At 68.4% G+C, this 17,217-nt stretch carries 19 protein-coding genes; 13 read left to right on the top strand and 6 right to left on the bottom strand.

The features are described from left to right. Positions 1–10: 10 nt before the first annotated feature. Positions 11–1,294 (bottom strand): transcription antitermination factor NusB, encoded by a 1,284-nt coding sequence (locus KCI33_RS01790; protein WP_212523029.1) that lies wholly within the window; start codon positions 1,292–1,294, stop codon positions 11–13. Between the two features lie 71 nt (positions 1,295–1,365). Here KCI33_RS01790 and KCI33_RS01785 point away from each other — a divergent pair, with 71 nt between their 5' ends. Next, positions 1,366–1,545 (top strand): DUF1674 domain-containing protein, encoded by a 180-nt coding sequence (locus KCI33_RS01785; RefSeq protein ID WP_212523028.1) that lies wholly within the window; start codon positions 1,366–1,368, stop codon positions 1,543–1,545. A gap of 36 nt (positions 1,546–1,581) precedes the next feature. Here the strand turns inward: KCI33_RS01785 and dapB are convergent, their stop codons facing one another. After that, on the bottom strand, positions 1,582–2,391 hold the full coding sequence (dapB, locus tag KCI33_RS01780) for a 4-hydroxy-tetrahydrodipicolinate reductase (protein ID WP_212523027.1): 810 nt from the start codon (positions 2,389–2,391) through the stop codon (positions 1,582–1,584). A gap of 84 nt (positions 2,392–2,475) precedes the next feature. Between dapB and rbfA the strand changes: the two genes are divergently transcribed. The 11 genes from rbfA (at position 2,476) to yghX (ending at position 12,416) form a co-directional block, all read left to right on the top strand. Beyond that, the gene (rbfA, locus tag KCI33_RS01775; RefSeq protein ID WP_212523026.1) at positions 2,476–2,904 is read left to right on the top strand and encodes a 30S ribosome-binding factor RbfA; all 429 of its coding nucleotides are present in this window, start codon (positions 2,476–2,478) and stop codon (positions 2,902–2,904) included. Further along, positions 2,891–3,634, top strand: a complete 744-nt coding sequence (locus KCI33_RS01770) for a phosphodiester glycosidase family protein (RefSeq protein ID WP_212523025.1) — start codon at positions 2,891–2,893, stop codon at positions 3,632–3,634. Before rbfA ends, KCI33_RS01770 begins: the two co-directional genes overlap by 14 nt. A gap of 58 nt (positions 3,635–3,692) precedes the next feature. Beyond that, the gene (gene truB / locus KCI33_RS01765; protein ID WP_212523024.1) at positions 3,693–4,598 is read left to right on the top strand and encodes a tRNA pseudouridine(55) synthase TruB; all 906 of its coding nucleotides are present in this window, start codon (positions 3,693–3,695) and stop codon (positions 4,596–4,598) included. 157 nt (positions 4,599–4,755) lie between these two features. Beyond that, the gene (locus KCI33_RS01760; protein ID WP_212523023.1) at positions 4,756–5,643 is read left to right on the top strand and encodes a DUF2189 domain-containing protein; all 888 of its coding nucleotides are present in this window, start codon (positions 4,756–4,758) and stop codon (positions 5,641–5,643) included. Positions 5,644–5,674: 31 nt separating this feature from the next. Further along, positions 5,675–6,181, top strand: a complete 507-nt coding sequence (locus tag KCI33_RS01755) for a DUF1643 domain-containing protein (RefSeq protein ID WP_212523022.1) — start codon at positions 5,675–5,677, stop codon at positions 6,179–6,181. 42 nt (positions 6,182–6,223) lie between these two features. After that, complete coding sequence (locus KCI33_RS01750) at positions 6,224–7,120, top strand: alpha/beta hydrolase (RefSeq protein ID WP_212523021.1); 897 nt, start codon at positions 6,224–6,226, stop codon at positions 7,118–7,120. A 140-nt stretch (positions 7,121–7,260) separates the two neighbouring features. Further along, entirely contained in the window at positions 7,261–8,289 is a 1,029-nt protein-coding gene (locus KCI33_RS01745) for a calcium-binding protein (RefSeq protein WP_212523020.1), read from the top strand. 50 nt (positions 8,290–8,339) lie between these two features. Further along, complete coding sequence (locus KCI33_RS01740; protein ID WP_249138834.1) at positions 8,340–8,648, top strand: DUF5665 domain-containing protein; 309 nt, start codon at positions 8,340–8,342, stop codon at positions 8,646–8,648. A 132-nt stretch (positions 8,649–8,780) separates the two neighbouring features. Beyond that, entirely contained in the window at positions 8,781–9,050 is a 270-nt protein-coding gene (rpsO, locus tag KCI33_RS01735) for a 30S ribosomal protein S15 (RefSeq protein ID WP_212523019.1), read from the top strand. A gap of 202 nt (positions 9,051–9,252) precedes the next feature. Continuing rightward, positions 9,253–11,391 (top strand): polyribonucleotide nucleotidyltransferase, encoded by a 2,139-nt coding sequence (pnp, locus tag KCI33_RS01730; RefSeq protein WP_212523018.1) that lies wholly within the window; start codon positions 9,253–9,255, stop codon positions 11,389–11,391. A gap of 137 nt (positions 11,392–11,528) precedes the next feature. Beyond that, the gene (gene yghX, locus KCI33_RS01725) at positions 11,529–12,416 is read left to right on the top strand and encodes a YghX family hydrolase (RefSeq protein ID WP_212523017.1); all 888 of its coding nucleotides are present in this window, start codon (positions 11,529–11,531) and stop codon (positions 12,414–12,416) included. A gap of 55 nt (positions 12,417–12,471) precedes the next feature. On the opposite strand, the gene KCI33_RS01720 is transcribed toward yghX, so the two are convergent. Continuing rightward, positions 12,472–13,125: a peroxiredoxin gene (locus KCI33_RS01720; RefSeq protein WP_212523016.1), complete on the bottom strand. Its 654-nt coding sequence runs from the start codon at positions 13,123–13,125 to the stop codon at positions 12,472–12,474. Between the two features lie 130 nt (positions 13,126–13,255). On the opposite strand from KCI33_RS01720, the gene KCI33_RS01715 reads away from it, so the two are divergent. Next, positions 13,256–14,695 (top strand): aldehyde dehydrogenase family protein, encoded by a 1,440-nt coding sequence (locus tag KCI33_RS01715; protein ID WP_212523015.1) that lies wholly within the window; start codon positions 13,256–13,258, stop codon positions 14,693–14,695. 33 nt (positions 14,696–14,728) lie between these two features. Here KCI33_RS01715 and KCI33_RS01710 read toward each other — a convergent pair whose 3' ends face one another. From KCI33_RS01710 to KCI33_RS01700, 3 genes are all read right to left on the bottom strand, one after another. Continuing rightward, positions 14,729–15,376, bottom strand: coding sequence for an RluA family pseudouridine synthase (locus KCI33_RS01710; protein WP_212523014.1), 648 nt, complete (start codon positions 15,374–15,376; stop codon positions 14,729–14,731). Positions 15,377–15,415: 39 nt separating this feature from the next. Next, positions 15,416–15,877 (bottom strand): GAF domain-containing protein, encoded by a 462-nt coding sequence (locus tag KCI33_RS01705; protein ID WP_212523013.1) that lies wholly within the window; start codon positions 15,875–15,877, stop codon positions 15,416–15,418. Between the two features lie 79 nt (positions 15,878–15,956). After that, positions 15,957–17,129, bottom strand: coding sequence for an acetyl-CoA C-acyltransferase (locus KCI33_RS01700; protein WP_212523012.1), 1,173 nt, complete (start codon positions 17,127–17,129; stop codon positions 15,957–15,959). Positions 17,130–17,217 lie beyond the last annotated feature (88 nt).

Here is a 17,217-nt window from a genome sequence, read left to right as displayed (position 1 = left end):
CCGCCCGGTGTCAGCCCGTTTTGCGCAGCGCGAAGATGTAGAACCCGTCCATGCCGCCGCGCGCGGCCCAGAAATCCGGGCGCAGGCGCAGCCCGCCAAGATCGTCGCGCCAGCCCGCCTCGATGCCGGGGCGGTCCAGCGCGTCGATGTCGACGGCGATGTCGCCGTGCCGTTCCAGCACCGATTTCAGCTGCTCCTCGCCCTCCTCGGGCAGCAGCGAGCAGGTGCAGAACACCAGCCGCCCGCCGGGTTTCAGCAGGCCCAGCGCGTGGTCCAGCATCTGCGCCTGAAGGGCAAAGAGCGGCTTGATCTCCTTGCCCGACTTGGCGAAGGGCAGGTCGGGATGGCGGCGGATGGTGCCGGTGGCCGAGCAGGGCGCGTCCAGCAGGATCGCGTCGAAGGGCGCGGGCTGCCAGCTCAGCAGGTCGGCGGCGACGACCTCGGCGGTCAGCCCGGTGCGGGCGAGGTTTTCCTCCAGCCGCTTCAGCCGGGGCCTGGAGATGTCGAGCGCCGTCACCTCGGCGCCCGCGGCGGCCAGCTGCATGGTCTTGCCGCCCGGCGCGGCGCAGAGATCGGCGATGCGTTCGCCCTTCCGCGGGGCGAGGATGCGCGCGGGCAGGGCGGCAGCGGCGTCCTGCACCCACCATGCGCCCTCCGCATAGCCCGGCAGGGCCGAGACCTGCGCCGATGCCGCGACCCGGACCGAGCCGGTGGGCAGGGCCACGCCCCCCACCCGCGCGGCCAGCGCCTCGGCGTCGCCGTCCCTCGGCGTCAGGTCCAGCGGCGCGCCGGCCGCATGAGCGGCCTCCAGCGCCAGCACGCCGGCGCGGCCCAGCCTGCTTTCCAGCCGCCCGCGCAGCCAGCCGGGCATGCGGGCGGGCGGCAGCGCCTCCCACTCCGCGCGCGGCATCTCGCCCACCTTGCGCAGCACCGCGTTGGCGAGCCCCGCCAGCGGCCCGGTCTGAGGGTGCAGCCGCAGCAGATCGACGGCGGCGTTCACCACGCCGTGCGGCGCCGCGCCCTCCTCCAGCATCTCGACCACCGCGAGGCGCAGCACGAGGCGCACGTCCTCCGGCGGGTGCTTGCGCAGCAGCGGCTTGAGCACGGCGTCGGCGCGGCCGGCATGGCGCAGCGTCGACAGCGCCAGCCGCTGCGCGCGGGCGCGGCCCGAGGGCTCCAGCCCGGCCAGCGGACCGTCCTCGCCTGTCAGTTCGGCCATCGGGCGATGCTCTTCCAGCACCTCGTGCAGCAGCTGCACCGCCGCCAGCCGAACCGGGTCTACCTTCTGCGCCATCTGGGATCCCAACCTTGCCGAACCATCCGCCTGCCGTATATCAAGGCCGCATTCCGCACAAGGACAGCCCCATGAGCGACGAGCCCCGCAAAGACCTGCCCCCCGCCGCCCAGCGCGCCCTCGCCGAGGCCGAGGAGCGTCGGAAGAAGGCAAAAGAGCTGGAGCTGCCGACCGAGCTGGGCGGCCGCGACGGGCCCGAACCGGTGCGCTACGGCGACTGGGAGAAGAAGGGCATCGCCGTCGATTTCTGAGCGCCGCGCAGGACGGATGCCCCGCGCCCGGATCGCTCAGAGCCCCAGCACGTCCACCATGTCGTATTCGCCCGGGTGCATGTCCTGCCCCCAGAGCGCGGCGCGCAGCGCGCCGCGGGCGAAGACACGCCGGTCGGTGGCGATATGGCGCAGCACGATGCGCTCGCCATCGGCGGCGAAAATCACGTCGTGCTCGCCCACGATATCGCCGCCGCGGATCGCGGAAAACCCGATGTGGCCGCGCTCGCGTGCGCCGGTGATGCCGTCGCGGCCGCGGTCCGAAACCTCGTCGAGGCGCACGCCGCGCCCCTCGGCAGCGGCCTCGCCCAGCATCAGTGCGGTCCCCGACGGTGCGTCCACCTTGTGGCGGTGATGCGCCTCGACCACCTCGATGTCGTAATCGGCGTCCAGCGCCTCGGCCACCTTGCGCGTCAGCTGCACCAGCAGGTTGACGCCGAGGCTCATGTTGCCGGCGCGCACCACGACCGCGTGGCGGGCGGCGGCTTTGATCTTCGCCAGGTCGTCGGGCATCAGGCCGGTGGTGCCGATGACATGCACCGCGCGCGCCTGCGCGGCGATCTCGGCGAATTGCACGGTGGCGGCCGGCGCGGTGAAGTCGATCACCGCCTGCGCGCGGGCCATCGCCTCCAGCGGGTCGTCGGTGATCCGCACGCCCAGATCGCCCTCGCCCAGCAGGCTGCCCACGTCGCGGCCCAGCATCTCGTGGCCGGGGCGCTCCACCGCGCCGACCAGGCGGGCCTTGCCGCTTTCCAGCACCGTGCGCATCAGCATCTGGCCCATCCGGCCCGAGGCGCCCGTGATTACAATGCCCGGCAGTTCGCTCATCGCTCTCTCCATTTCCCGCGTGCCTTCCCTCTAGCCGAACAGGCCGCGCTTGGCAAAGCCCGCGCCATCGCCTAGATGCGTGGCATGGCAAAGAACAAGTTTCAACACGGGCCCGGGCCCACGCAGCGCCAGCTCCGCGTCGGCGAGCTGATCCGCCGCACCCTGTCGGAGGTGCTGGCGCGCGGCGACGTGCACGACCCCGAGCTCAACCGCATGTCGATCACCGTGGGCGAGGTGCGGACCTCGCCCGACCTCAAGGTCGCCACGGCCTATGTGCTCCCGCTCGGCGGGGCGCATGCCGAGGAGGCGCTGGCCGCGCTGCGCCGCAACCGCGCCGAGCTGCGCCGGGTGGTGGCCAAGAAGATGGCGCTGAAATTCGCGCCCGAGATCCGCTTCGCGATCGACGAGACATTCGACCAGATGGACGAGACCCGCCGCCTGTTCGCGCAGGAGTCGGTGCGCCGCGACATCGAGGGCGAGATCGAGGCCGGCGAGGGGGATGACGAGGCTTAGGCATATCGCCACGGCCGTTCTGCTGCTGGCGGCGGGGCCGGCGGTGGCGGCCGATTGCGCGCCGCTGCGCCACGACCGGCTGGAATACACCGTCTGCATCGTCGATCCCGCCGGCGAGGACCTGCGCCTGTTCCGTGCCATGCCCGACGGCACCGTGCTGGGCACCTTCGACCGGGTGAACGTGCTGCTGGCCGAAGAGGGGCGGGAACTGGCGCTGGCGATGAATGCCGGCATGTTCCACCCCGACCGCAGCCCGGTCGGCCTCTATGTCGAAAACGGAGAGGAGCAGCACCGCGCCGTCGCCAGCGCCGGCCCCGGCAATTTCGGCCTGCTGCCCAACGGCATCCTGTGCCTGGGCAGGGACCGCGCCGCGGTGATCGAGACCCGCGCCTATCTCGCCGCCCCGCCCGCCTGCGACTACGCCACGCAATCGGGGCCGATGCTGGTGATCGGCGGCGAGCTGCACCCGGCCTTCCTGCCCGACGGCACGTCGCGCTTCATCCGCAACGGGGTGGGCGTGCGCCCGGACGGCGCGCTGGTGCTGGCGATCTCGGAAGAGCCGGTCACCTTCCACGAATTCGCCCGCCTGTTCCGCGACGCGCTGGGCACGCCCGACGCGCTCTATCTCGACGGCAAGGTCTCGCGCCTCTACGTTCCCGCGCTGGGGCGGCACGATATCGGCCTGCCGCTGGGGCCGATCCTGGGCGTCGTGGAACCGCAGACCCGTTGACGCGGCGCCCGCGCTTCGCTAGCAGGGCCGCCTTACGCAAGACCGCAGGAGACACCCATTGGGACGCAGCCGCAAGGGACGCGACATTTCCGGCTGGCTGGTGGTGGACAAGCCCGCCGGCCTGACCTCGACCGCCGTGGTCAACAAGGTGCGCTGGGCGCTGGGGGCCAAGAAGGCCGGCCATGCCGGCACGCTCGACCCCGAGGCGACCGGCGTTCTGGCCGTGGCGCTGGGCGAGGCGACCAAGACCGTGCCCTATATCACCGACGCGCTGAAGGCCTACCGCTTCACCGTGCGGCTGGGCCAGGCCACCAACACCGACGATGCCGAGGGCGAGGTGATCGCGGAAAGCGACGCGCGCCCCGGCGATGACGAGATCCGCGCCGCCCTGCCGCAATTCGTGGGCGACATCCTGCAGGTGCCGCCGAAATTCTCGGCGGTGAAGATCGACGGTCAGCGCGCCTACAAACTGGCGCGCGAGGACGAGGAGTTCGAGATCGCCGCGCGGCCGCTCTATGTCGAGAGCCTTGAGATGATCGCGCGCCCCGATGCCGATCATGTCACGCTGGAGATGGTCTGCGGCAAGGGCGGCTATGTCCGCGCGATCGCCCGAGACCTGGGCGAGGCGCTGGGCTGCCACGGCCATGTGCGCGAGCTGCGCCGCATCTGGTCGGGCCCCTTCGACGCCGAGGACGGCGTGAGCATGGCGCTGATCGAGGAACTGGCCAGGACGCCCGAACTCGACGACTACATCCGCCCGCTCGAAGAGGGGCTTGCCGACCTGCCCGAACTGCGCTGCACCCCCGAGGGCGCGGCGCGGCTACGCAACGGCAACCCCGGCATGGTGCTGACCTCGGATGTCGAATACGGCGACGAGGCGTGGGCCTCGTTCGAGGGCAAGGCGGTGGCCGTGGGCATCTACCGCGCCGGCGAGTTGCACCCCAGCCGGGTGTTCAACCAGTAGGCGCGGGCGGGCCTCTCGCGGTTGTGTGCGCGATTTCGCCCGATTTGTGATATCCTGGCTTGGCAAGGCGTTCCGCGTTTCTGCCGCGCCACCCCGTTTGACCCGTGAGTCGCCGGCGAAACGCCGGGGAACCTGCGGTCGAAATGGGGAGGAAGCCATGGTCGCGACAATAGGAAACCCGATGTCCTGGAGCGGCAGGATCGCCAATGCTCTGGGCATTCACCTGTGGCACGCCACGCGCCGGGTCCGCAGCGCCGGAGACACCGCGCCGCCCGGGGTCCGGACGCTGGAGATGTCGGATCTGCGCGACTCGCTGCGCAAGGGGGTCGAGGATTTCGCCGCGATGCGCAGCGACGTGATCGCCATCTGCGCCCTCTACCCCGCGATCGGCGCGCTGATGAGCTGGGTCGCCTTCCACGCCAACCTGCTGCCGCATCTGTTCCCGCTCGCCTCCGGCTTCGCGCTGCTGGGGCCGGTGGCGGCGCTGGGGCTCTACGAGATGAGCCGGCGGCGGGAAAGCGACGGCCACGCGGGGTGGAACGACGCCTTCGCGGTGCTCAGATCCCCCGCGCTGGGACCGATCCTGGTGCTTTCCGCCTATCTGCTGGCGCTTTTCGTCCTCTGGATCCTCGCGGCATACCTGATCTACGCGCGCACCCTGGGGCCGGAGGCGCCCGCCTCGGCCACGGCCTTCGTCGGCGCGGTCCTGACCACGCCCGAGGGCTACGCGATGATGGCGATCGGCCTGCCGGTCGGTTTCCTCTTCGCGTTGGTGGCACTTGTCATCAGCGTGGTCTCCTTCCCGCTGCTGCTGGACCGCGACGTCGGGCTGCCGGTGGCGGTTGCGACCTCGGTCCGGGTGGCGCGCAAGAACCCCGGGGTGATCGCCGTCTGGGGCGCGATTGTCGCGGCGCTGCTGGCGCTGGGGTCGATCCCGCTGTTCCTGGGGCTGATCGTGGTGATGCCGGTGCTGGGCCATGCCACATGGCATCTCTACCGCCACGCGGTCGTGGCGCCCGGAGAGGGTGAGGCCGCGCAGGGTTGAACATTCGCCGGGGGCGCGTCACAACGCGGGCATGATCACGCGCACCCACCAGAAGGGCGATGCCGCCTCCACAGCAGTCTACTCGGATTGCGAGGCCTATCGCTACACCCTGACCCGGACATGGGAGCCCGAGGGCCGCCGCGCGCTGTTCGTGATGCTCAACCCCTCGACCGCGACCGAGGTGCAGAACGACCCCACGGTGGAGCGCTGCGAACGGCGCGCCCGCGCCCTGGGGTTTGGCGCGTTCCGGGTGACCAACATCTTCGCCTTCCGCGCCACCGACCCGCGGGTGATGCGCGCGGCGGATGACCCGGTGGGCCCCGCGAACGACGCCGCCATCGCCGAGAGCGCGCCCTGGGCCGACCAGATCATCTGCGCCTGGGGCACCCACGGCGAACACCTGAGCCGCGGCCCGGCGGTCGAGGCCTTGCTGCGGGCCACCGGCCGGCCGCTCTGGCATCTCGGACTGTCCAAGGCGGGGCATCCGAAACATCCCCTCTATATCGCCTATTCCCAGCAGCCCGAGCGCTGGACCTGATCGCGGCGTCCGCCTAGGCTGCGCGCAGCAAGGGAGGGCATCATGGCATCGGGCATTCCGGGCTTCACGCAATCGCGCATCGCGACCAACGGCATCCACCTGTCGGTGCATCAGGGCGGACAGGGCGCGCCGCTGATCCTGCTGCACGGCTATCCGCAGAACCACATGTGCTGGCACCGCGTGGCGCCGGCGCTGGCCGAGCATTTCCACGTCATCGTGCCCGACCTGCGCGGCTATGGCGACAGCGACGCGCCGCCCGATGACGACGACCACACCGCCTATTCCAAGCGCGAGATGGCGCGCGACATCGTCGGGCTGATGGACGCGCTGGGGATCGACCGCGCCGCGATCCTCGGCCATGACCGGGGGGCGCGGGTGACCTACCGGCTGGCGCTGGACCACCCGAACCGCGTCAGCCGGCTCGGCATCATCGAGATCGTCCCCACCGGCGATTTCTGGGCCGCCTGGAACGCCGATCTGGCGATGAAGGCCTATCACTGGACCTTCCTTGCCCAGCCCGCGCCGATGCCCGAGACCCTGATCGGCGCCGATCCGGTCTACTATGTCGAACACACGTTGCGCAGCTGGACCATGAAGAAATCGCTCGACGCCTTCGCCGCGGAGGCGCTGGAGGCCTATCGCCGGCAGGCCCGCGACCCGGCCCGCATCCACGCCATGTGCGCCGATTACCGCGCGGGCGCCAGCATCGACCGGCAGCTCGACGAGGCCGACCGCGCCGCCGGGCGCACCCTGCCCTGCGCGATGAAGTTCCTCTGGGCCGAGACCGGCTTTCCCGCGCGCACCGGACGCCCCGCCGCGCTCTGGGCGGACTGGGCGCCCGAGCTGGAAGGCGCCTCCTGCCTCAGCGGCCATTTCGCGATGGAGGAAAACCCCGAGGCGGTGCTGGACTGCTTCCTGCCCTGGTTCCGGGCCGGGTAGTCCGGCGCGGCCGGAAGGGCCGTTAACCATGGGCCGCGATCGCGCTGTGCGGAGCCTGAGTCGCGGGGTATTATGTTGCCTAAGGCACGTAGCGCCCCGTCCCGTCGGACGGGCTTCAATGGGGTGATGTTATGCTGGGTATGGCTGGATTTCTAGGGCTGCTGATGATCGGAGCGTCCGTCGATATCAGCGCGCTGTTCGGGGAACGTCTCGATTCCGATCCCGAAGACGACGACAGTAGCGAAAACCACATCCACCAGAACGAATTCGCGGGCAGCGGGTTCCTGGATCTGGATATCGGGTCCGATGGCACGGACGACGGGACCGACACGAGCGAGATGCGCGATGACGCCGACAAGGACGGCCCGGACACCGGCGTGTTCTTCGGCGCCTGGGGAAACGATGTCCTGCATGGCGCGCAGGACAACGACGCGCTGAACGGCTCTGGCGGCAACGACCTGATCGACGGCGCCGAGGGCGACGACACCCTGTTCGGCGGCGACGGCGATGACGAGCTCAACGGCGACCTGGGCGACGACACGCTGATGGGCGGCCGCGGCAATGACGAGTTGTTCGGCCATTCCGGCAACGACTGGATGAAGGGGGATGAGGGCAGCGACTGGATGATCGGCGGCGAGGGCTCGGACAACATGGACGGCGGCGCCGGCGGAGACCGCCTCATGGGCGGTCCGGGCGACGACATGATCAGCGGCGGCACCGGGCAGGATGTCCTCAACGGCAGCGAGGGCAACGACGTGCTCTATGGCGTCTCGAACGCCCGCGACGCGTCCGAGATCGTGGACGATGTCATGCCTGATTTCCTGAACGGCAGCGTGGGCAGCGATCAGCTGATCCTGGGCGCGCAGGACAACGCGAATGGCGGGCCCGGGGCCGATACCTTCATCACGGGCGACTGGATCGCCGGACACGGCCCCGCCGTGATCGACGATTTCGATGCGGTCGAGGATCAATTGGTCGTGGTCTATGACGACCACGCGCATCCCGCCCCCACGCTCGGCCTGCGCGCCGACACCAACGATCCTGACACCATGATCCTGACCCTCGACGGGCAGGCGGTGGCGGAACTGTTGGATCCGGCCGGCCTCGATCTGGGGCAGATCTCCCTGCTGCCGGCCAGCGGGATGAGCCTTCCGCTGACGGCGGCCTGACGGACGGGCTTGGCGCCGCGGCGCCCAGCCCCTAGGGTCGGGCATGACAGATGCCTGACCCGAGCGCCACCATGCCCGACCGCCCCGAAGACCCGACAACCGACCTGACCGAAGAACTGCGCGCCCTGCGAACCGAGGTCGCGCGGCTGAACAGGCACCGCTTCGTCCGCGTCCAGAATTCCACCCTGCGGATGATGCACCAGGCCTTCCTGCGCGGGCTGGCCATGGGGCTGGGCACGGTGGTGGGCGCGACGGTGCTGGTCTCGCTGATCGTGTATTTCCTGTCGCAGATCGACTTTATCCCGATCGTCGGCGAATGGGCCAAGCAGATCGCCGCGGAAATCCAGGCCGGGCAGTAGCCCCTTTCCTTTGGCGTCAAAATCAACTATACGCGCGCATCCGACCGGTCTTTTCCGGCGGCAATTTCTCCAAGGGCCCTGCTGGACGACATCCCGGCTTGTGCCATCACCCTTTCAGACAAGGAGACCACGATGTCGATCACGGCTGAAGAAAAGGCGCGCGTCGTCAAGGAATTCGCAACCAAGGAAGGCGACACCGGTTCGCCGGAAGTTCAGGTTGCCATCCTGACCTCGCGGATCAACACGCTGACCGAGCACTTCAAGACCCACAAGAAGGACAACCATTCCCGCCGTGGGCTGCTGAAGCTGGTGGCGCAGCGCCGCAAGCTGCTGGACTACCTCAAGGGCAAGGAGGAGGCGCGCTACACCGACCTCATCCAGCGCCTCGGTATCCGCCGCTAAGAATTAAGGCCGCGCCTCCGTCTCGGGGGCGCGTTCTTTTTGGGCTATCCTGCCGGAGTGGCAGCACTGGCCGGACGTCCGTGACCTTCCCCACCGGGCCTTATGGGGCGGGCTGGCTGGACCAAGATCAAGGCCACGGGGCATGCGGCCCCGTACGCAATCGGGGAAGCGGGAGGGTCCCGCCCCCAACATAGGAAACGAGATGTTTAACGTTACGACGAAATCGATGCAGTGGGGCGACGAGACCCTCACCCTGGAAACCGGCAAGGTCGCCCGCCAGGCCGATGGCACCGTCATCGCCACGCTGGGCGAGACCTCGGTCATGGCCAACGTGACCTTCGCCAAGGAGCCGAAGCCCGGGCAGGACTTCTTCCCGCTGACGGTCCATTACCAAGAGAAATACTACGCCGCCGGCAAGATCCCGGGCGGCTTCTTCAAGCGCGAGGCGCGCCCGTCGGAAAAGGAAACGCTGACCGCGCGCCTGATCGACCGTCCGATCCGCCCGCTGTTCGTCCCCGGCTTCAAGCACGAAGTGCTGGTGATGTGCACCGTGCTCAGCCACGACCTGGTCAACGACCCCGACATCGTGGCGATGATCGCCGCCTCGGCCGCGCTGACCATTTCGGGCGCGCCCTTCATGGGCCCGATCGCGGGGGCCCGCGTCGGCTTCTCGAACGGCGAATATGTGCTGAACCCCTCGGTCGACGACATGGACAACCTGCGCAACAACCCCGAGCAGCGGCTCGACCTGGTTGTGGCAGGCACCAAGGACGCCGTGATGATGGTCGAATCCGAGGCCTACGAGCTGTCGGAAGACGAGATGCTGGGCGCCGTGACCTTCGCGCATGAGCAGATCCAGCCGGTCATCGACCTGATCATCAGCCTCGCCGAAGAGGCCGCCAAGGATCCGTTCGACTTCACCCCGCCGGATTATTCGGCCCTCTACGAGAAGGTGAAGGCCGCCGGCGAAGAGCAGATGCGCGCCGCCTTTGCCATCAAGGACAAGCAGGAGCGCACCAACGCCATCGCGGCGGCCCGCGAGGCGGTGAAGGCCACCCTGTCCGAAGAAGAACTGGCGGATATCAACCTCGGCTCCGCCTTCAAGAAGCTGGAAAGCAGCATTCTGCGCGGCGACATCATCGCCGGCGGGGCCCGCATCGACGGCCGCGACAAGACGACCGTGCGCCCGATCGCTTCGGAAGCGGGCATCCTGCCCCGCACCCACGGCTCTGCGCTGTTCACCCGCGGCGAGACCCAAGCGCTGGTCGTGACCACGCTGGGCACCGGCGAGGATGAGCAGATCGTCGACGCGCTGCACGCCACGTCGCGCTCGAACTTCCTGCTGCACTACAACTTCCCGCCCTACTCGGTCGGCGAAGTCGGCCGCGTCGGCGCCCCGGGCCGTCGCGAGATCGGCCACGGCAAGCTGGCCTGGCGCGCGCTGCAGGCGGTTCTGCCGCCGGCGACCGAATTCCCCTACACCATCCGCCTGGTGTCGGAGATCACCGAATCGAACGGCTCGTCCTCGATGGCCTCCGTCTGCGGCGGTTCGCTGTCGATGATGGATGCGGGCGTTCCGCTGAAGGCGCCGGTCGCGGGCGTCGCCATGGGTCTGATCCTCGAAGAGGACGGCCGCTACGCGGTGCTGACCGATATCCTGGGCGACGAGGACCACCTCGGCGACATGGACTTCAAGGTCGCGGGCACCGAGAACGGCATCACCTCGCTGCAGATGGACATCAAGGTCGCGGGCATTACGCCCGAGATCATGAAGCAGGCGCTCGCGCAGGCCAAGGACGGCCGGATGCACATCCTGGGCGAAATGTCCAAGGCCCTGTCCGAAGGCCGCGCCGAGTTCTCGGCCCATGCCCCGCGCATCGAGACCATGACCGTGCCCACCGACAAGATCCGTGAAGTGATCGGCTCGGGCGGCAAGGTGATCCGCGAGATCGTCGAGGTTTCCGGCGCCAAGGTCGACATCAACGATGACGGCGTGATCAAGATCGCCTCGTCCAGCGCCGAAGCCATCCAGAAGGCCCACGACATGATCTATTCGATCGTGGCCGAGCCCGAGGAAGGCAAGGTCTACAAGGGCAAGGTCGTGAAGATCGTCGATTTCGGCGCCTTCGTGAACTTCTTCGGCAAGCGCGACGGCCTGGTCCATGTCAGCCAGATCGAGAACCGCCGCCTGAACCATCCTTCGGACGTCCTGAAGGAAGGCCAGGAAGTGTGGGTCAAGCTGCTGGGCTTCGACGATCGCGGCAAGGTCCGCCTGTCGATGAAGGTCGTCGATCAGGAGACCGGCGAAGAGATGGCGAAAGAGGACAAAGCCGAGGAGTGATCCCCGCCTGACCTCGGAAACGTAAGAAAGGGCCCCGGTGATATCTCACCGGGGCCTTTTTCATTTCCCGCATTCGCCGGAACGAAAGACCGGCCTATCCTCTGCGATGGGAGATCAGCATCTCAGGGAGAGCCACCATGCAACGCAAGAAGGCCAGCGATTTCGACCCCCGTCTTCTGGAACTCTATGACGGCTATGTTCACGGCAAGATGAGTAAGCGCGCGTTCCTGACCAGCGCCACCCGCTACGCCGCCGCCGGCGTCACCGCGGCGGCGCTTCTGGACAGTCTGCAGCCGAATTACGCCCTCGCCCAGCAGGTCGCCCCCGACGACCCGGCGATCGAGACCATGATCGCGGAATATGACAGCCCCAAGGGCAACGGCAGGATCAAGGGCCTGATGGCGCGGCCCGCTGGCGCCACCGGCAAGCTGCCTGCGGTTCTGGTGGTCCACGAGAACCGCGGGTTGAACCCTTATATCGAGGACGTGGTGCGCCGCCTGGCCAAGGCCGGCTATCTCGCCTTCGGCCCTGACGGGCTGACCCCGCTGGGCGGCTATCCCGGCAACGACGACGACGGGCGCGCCATGCAGAAGGAGCTCGACCCGGCCAGGCTGATGGAGGATTTCTTCGCCGGCTTCGAGTTTCTGGCCGGCCACGACGGCTCGACCGGCAAGGTCGGCGCGGTGGGCTTCTGCTATGGCGGCGGCGTGTGCAACGCGCTGGCGGTGGCCTATCCGAACCTGGCCGCCACGGTGCCCTTCTACGGCCGTCAGCCCGCCGCCGAGGACGTGCCCGCGATCCGGGTACCGCTGCTTTTGCACTACGCCGAACTGGACGATCGGATCAACGCCGGCTGGCCCGCCTACGAGGCCGCGCTGAAGGCCAATGGCAAGACCTACGAGGCCCATGTCTATCCCGGCGTGAACCACGGCTTCCACAACGACACCACGCCCCGCTACGACGAGGCTGCCGCGACCCTCGCCTGGGAGAGGACCCTGGCACATTGCGCGAAATACCTGTCGTGACAACGAAAAAGGCCCCGGGAAACCCCGGGGCCCCTGCAATCCGTTGCGGCGCGCCTTACGACGGCTGCTTGGTGGTGCGCAGGTAGGGCAGCACCACGTTCACCTCGCCGAATTTCTTTTTCGCCTCGTCGGTGGACAGCGACAGGGCCACGATCACGTCGTCGCCGGGGCGCCAGTTGGCCGGAGTGGCGATCGGAACGCCCTGGGCTGCCCGGATGGCATCCAGCGCGCGCAGGATCTCGTCGAAGTTGCGGCCCACCGACATCGGGTAGATCAGCATCAGCTCGATCTTCTTCTGCGGGTTGATGATGAAGGTGGTGCGCACGGTGGCGGTGTCCGCCGCGGTGCGGCCGTCAGGCAGCACGGCTTCTGCCGGCAGCATGTCGTAGAGCTTGGCCACCGTCAGGTCGGGGTCCGCGATGATCGGGAAGGTCATCGGGTTGCCGCCGAAGGCCTCGACATCGGCTTTCCACTTCAGATGGTCCTCGACGTCATCGACCGAGACGCCGATCACCTTGGTGTTGCGCTTCGCGAATTCCTCGCTCAGCGCGGCGGCGGCGGCGAACTCGGTGGTGCAGACGGGGGTGAAGTCCTTGGGGTGCGAAAAAAGGATGGCGTAGCTGTCGCCGATCCAATCGTGGAAATCGATCTTGCCTTCGGTGGTGTCCGCCGAGAAATTCGGCGCGATATCGTTAATGCGCAAAGCCATACGAATGTCCTTTCGTGGATTAGCCAATTCGCCCCACTCTGCTTAGATAAGATCCAAACGGAAATCCACCAGTCTGCGGTTGCCCCCCGGAGCACCGGGTGACAGAGTGTCGGAAATTCAGGAGGTCGGCATGATCGAAAAGCGCCAGCTCTATATCAACGGGACCTGGGTGGACCCTAAAATATCGAATGATTTCAACGTTATCAACCCCGCGAACGAAGAGCCCTGCGCGGTGATTTCGCTGGGTGCGCAAGCCGATACCGACGCCGCCGTGGCCGCAGCGCGCGGCGCCTTCGACAGCTTCGCCCATACCGACAAGGCCGAGCGTCTGGCGCTGATCGAGAAGATCCTCGAGGTCTACAACCGCCGCGCCGACGAGATGGCCGAGGCGATCAGCCTTGAGATGGGCGCGCCCATCGATCTGGCGCGCAACTCGCAGGTTGGCGCAGGCAGCTGGCACATCCAGAACTTCATCACCGCGCTGAAGGGGTTCGAATTCGAACGCCCCTTGGGCGATCACGCCCCCAACGACCGGATCATCCATGAGCCGGTGGGCGTGGTGGGCATGATCACGCCCTGGAACTGGCCGATGAACCAGGTCACCCTCAAGGTGATCCCGGCGCTGGCCGTGGGCTGCACCATGGTGCTTAAGCCCTCGGAAATCGCGCCTCTGTCCTCGCTGCTCTTCGCCGAGATCCTGGACGAGGCCGGGGTGCCCGCGGGCGTGTTCAACCTCGTCAACGGCGATGGCGCAGGCGTGGGCAGCCAGCTGACCGGGCACCCGGACGTGGACATGATCAGCTTCACCGGATCGACCCGCGCCGGCATCGCGATCTCGAAAAACGCCGCCGACACGCTGAAGCCCGTGCATCTGGAACTGGGCGGCAAGGGCGCCAACATCATCTTCGCCGATGCCGACGAAAAGGCGGTGAAGCGCGGCGCGCTGCACTGCTTCCAGAACTCGGGCCAGTCCTGCAACGCGCCGACCCGGATGCTGGTGCAGCGCGCGATCTACGCCGACGCGGTGGAGATCGCCCGTGCCACGGCCGAGGCGCAGGCCGTGGGCCTGCCCAGCGAACCCGGCCGCCACATCGGCCCGGTGGTCTCGGAGATGCAGTTCGAAAAGATCCAGGGGCTTATCCAGAAGGGCATCGACGAGGGCGCGCGGCTGGTCGCGGGCGGCCCGGGCCGGCCCGAGGGCTTCAACCGCGGCTATTTCGTGCGTCCCACGGTCTTTGCCGATGTGTCGAACGACATGACCATCGCCCGCGAAGAGATCTTTGGCCCGGTGCTGTCGATCATCCCGTTCGAGGACGAGGCCGACGCGCTGCGGATCGCCAACGACACCGATTATGGCCTGACCAACTACGTCCAGAGCCAGGACGGCGCGCGCTGCAACCGGCTGGCGCGGCGCCTGCGCTCGGGCATGGTGGAGATGAACGGCAAGAGCCGCAGCGCCGGCAGCCCCTTCGGCGGCATGAAGAAATCCGGCAACGGGCGCGAAGGCGGCGTCTGGGGGCTGGAGGATTTCTGCGAGGTCAAGGCCGTCAGCGGCTGGACCGCCGAGTAAGACCGAAACGGCCGCCTTCGGGCGGCCGTTTCCCTAGAAGGGGCATTTCGCCGAGAAGTTCATCCCCACCCCGCCATCGGGGTGGCGCAGCCGCAGGCTCTCGGCATGCAGCATCAGGCGGGGCGCATCGAGGGCCTCGCCCTCCGCGTAGAACGGATCGCCCAGGATCGGGTGGCCGATCTCGCGCATGTGCACCCTGAGCTGGTGGCTGCGCCCGGTTTTCGGATAGAGCCGCACGCGGGTCGCGGTTTCCTCGTATTTCACCACGCGCCAGTCGGTCAGCGCCGGCTTGCCCATCTCGAAATCGACTTTCTGTCGGGGCCGGTTGGGCCAGTCCACGATCAGCGGCAGATCGACGGTGCCGGTCTTGTCCGCCACCCGGCCCCAGACGCGGGCGACATAGGTCTTCTTCACCTGCCGCTTCTCGAATTGCAGGCCAAGGTGGCGCTGCGCGTGGGGCGTGAGCGCGAAGACCATGACGCCCGAGGTGTCGCGGTCGAGACGGTGCACCAGCAGCGCCTCGGGGAAGGCCGCCTGCACGCGCGAAAGCAGGCAATCGGCCAGATGCTCGCCACGCCCCGGCACGGACAACAGCCCAGAGGGCTTGTCCACGAGAAGGATCTCGTGGTCCTGGTGCAGGATCGCCAGCGGTGTATCGGGGGGGGAATAGATGCCGTTCATCCGGGGCGCCTAGCGGCTTTGGCCCCGGACGGCAAGGGTTCAGCCGGGCAGGGCCCCGAAGACCCGGCGCAGAATCGCCGACAGACCCTCGGCGTCCCGCTGGGTGAAGGCGCCGGGCTGGTCGCTGTCGATGTCGAGCACCCCGATAAGATCGCCCGCCCCGTTCCAGACCGGCAGCACGATCTCGGACCGGGTGGAGGAGGCGCAGGCGATATGACCGGGGAAGGCGTCGACATCGGGCACCAGCTGGATCTCGCCGGTGCGGGCGGCGGCGCCGCAGACGCCGCGCGCGAAGGGGATCACCAGGCACCCGTGCCCGCCCTGATAGGGGCCGATCTTGAGGGTCTCGTTGCCCACGTTGCGGTAGAACCCCGTCCAGTCGAAGCGGTCGTCGGCGTGGTGGATCTCGCAGGCGAGGGTGGCCATCAGGGCGACCGCGTCGGTTTCGCCCTCCGTCAGCGCGGCGATGGTCTTGGAGAGTTCGTCGTAATCTGCCCGCATGTCGGTGCCCCTGTGACATGGAGGACCGGGGGCTGTCTGCCCCCGGACCCCCGAGGATATTTATGGCCAGAAGAAAAGGTCAGGGGCGTTCGATGGCGATGGCGGTGCCCTCGCCGCCGCCGATGCAGATCGCCGCGACGCCGCGTTTCAGCCCGCGCTTTTCCAGCGCGTTGAGAAGCGTCACGATGATGCGCGCGCCCGAGGCGCCGATCGGGTGGCCCAGCGCGCAGGCGCCGCCGTTGACGTTCATCCTGTCGCGCGGAATGCCCATCTCGTGCATGAAGGCCATGGGGACGACGGCGAAGGCCTCGTTCACCTCCCACAGGTCGACATCCTCTTTCGACCAGCCGAGACGGTCGAGCAGTTTCTGCGCCGCCGGGACCGGGGCGGTGGTGAACCAGCCCGGCGCCTGGGCGTGGGAGGCGTGGCCCATGATGCGGGCGCGGATGGGCAGGTCGCGCGCGCGCGCCTCGGCCTCGGTGGCGAGCACGAGCGCGGCGGCACCGTCGGAGATCGAGGAGGAATTGGCCGGCGTCACCGTGCCGTCCTTGCGAAAGGCCGGTTTGAGATGCGGGATCTTCTCGGGGCGCGCCTTGCCGGGCTGTTCGTCCTCGGCGATGGTGACCTCGCCCTTGCGGGTGGCGAGTGTCACGGGCGTGATCTCGCCCTCGAAGGCGCCGGATTTCTGGGCCGCGAGCGCATTCGACAGCGAGGTGAGCGCGTAGTCGTCCTGCGCCTCGCGCGTAAACTGGAAAGTCTCGGCGCAATCCTCGGCGAAGGTGCCCATCAGGCGGCCCTTGTCATAGGCATCCTCAAGCCCGTCGAGGAACATGTGGTCGATCACCTGGCCGTGGCCGAGGCGAGCGCCGCCGCGCATCTTGGGCAGCAGGTAGGGGGCGTTGGTCATGCTTTCCATGCCGCCCGCGCAGAGCAGCGCGTTGCGCCCCAGCGCCAGCTGGTCATGGGCCAGCATCACCGTCTTCATGCCCGAGCCGCACATCTTGTTGACGGTGGTGGCCGGGACCTCTTCGCCGAGGCCCGCCTTGAAGCCCGCCTGCCGCGCCGGCGCCTGGCCGATGCCGGCGGGCAGGACGCAGCCCATCAGCAGCTCCTCGACCGTTTCGACGCCCGCGCCCGCCAGCGCGGCCCGGATTGCCGCGCCGCCCAGCGTGGGCGCGTCCGCCTCGGCGAAATCGCCCTGGAACCCCGCCATGGGGGTGCGGGCCGCGCCGCAGATCACCACCTTTTCCATGTCATTCTCCTTCAACTCCCTGCCCGGCGGGTGCCGGACCGCCAGGGTCGGCGTCCAGCCCCATGCCAGGGGTCGCCGGCGACACTGG

Origin of the sequence: Actibacterium sp. MT2.3-13A, assembly GCF_018139985.1 — a bacterium.
Taxonomy (GTDB): Bacteria; Pseudomonadota; Alphaproteobacteria; order Rhodobacterales; family Rhodobacteraceae; genus JAGSOU01.
The sequence above is the reverse complement of the archived record's forward strand: the minus strand, read 5'-3'. Positions and strand labels throughout refer to the sequence as shown.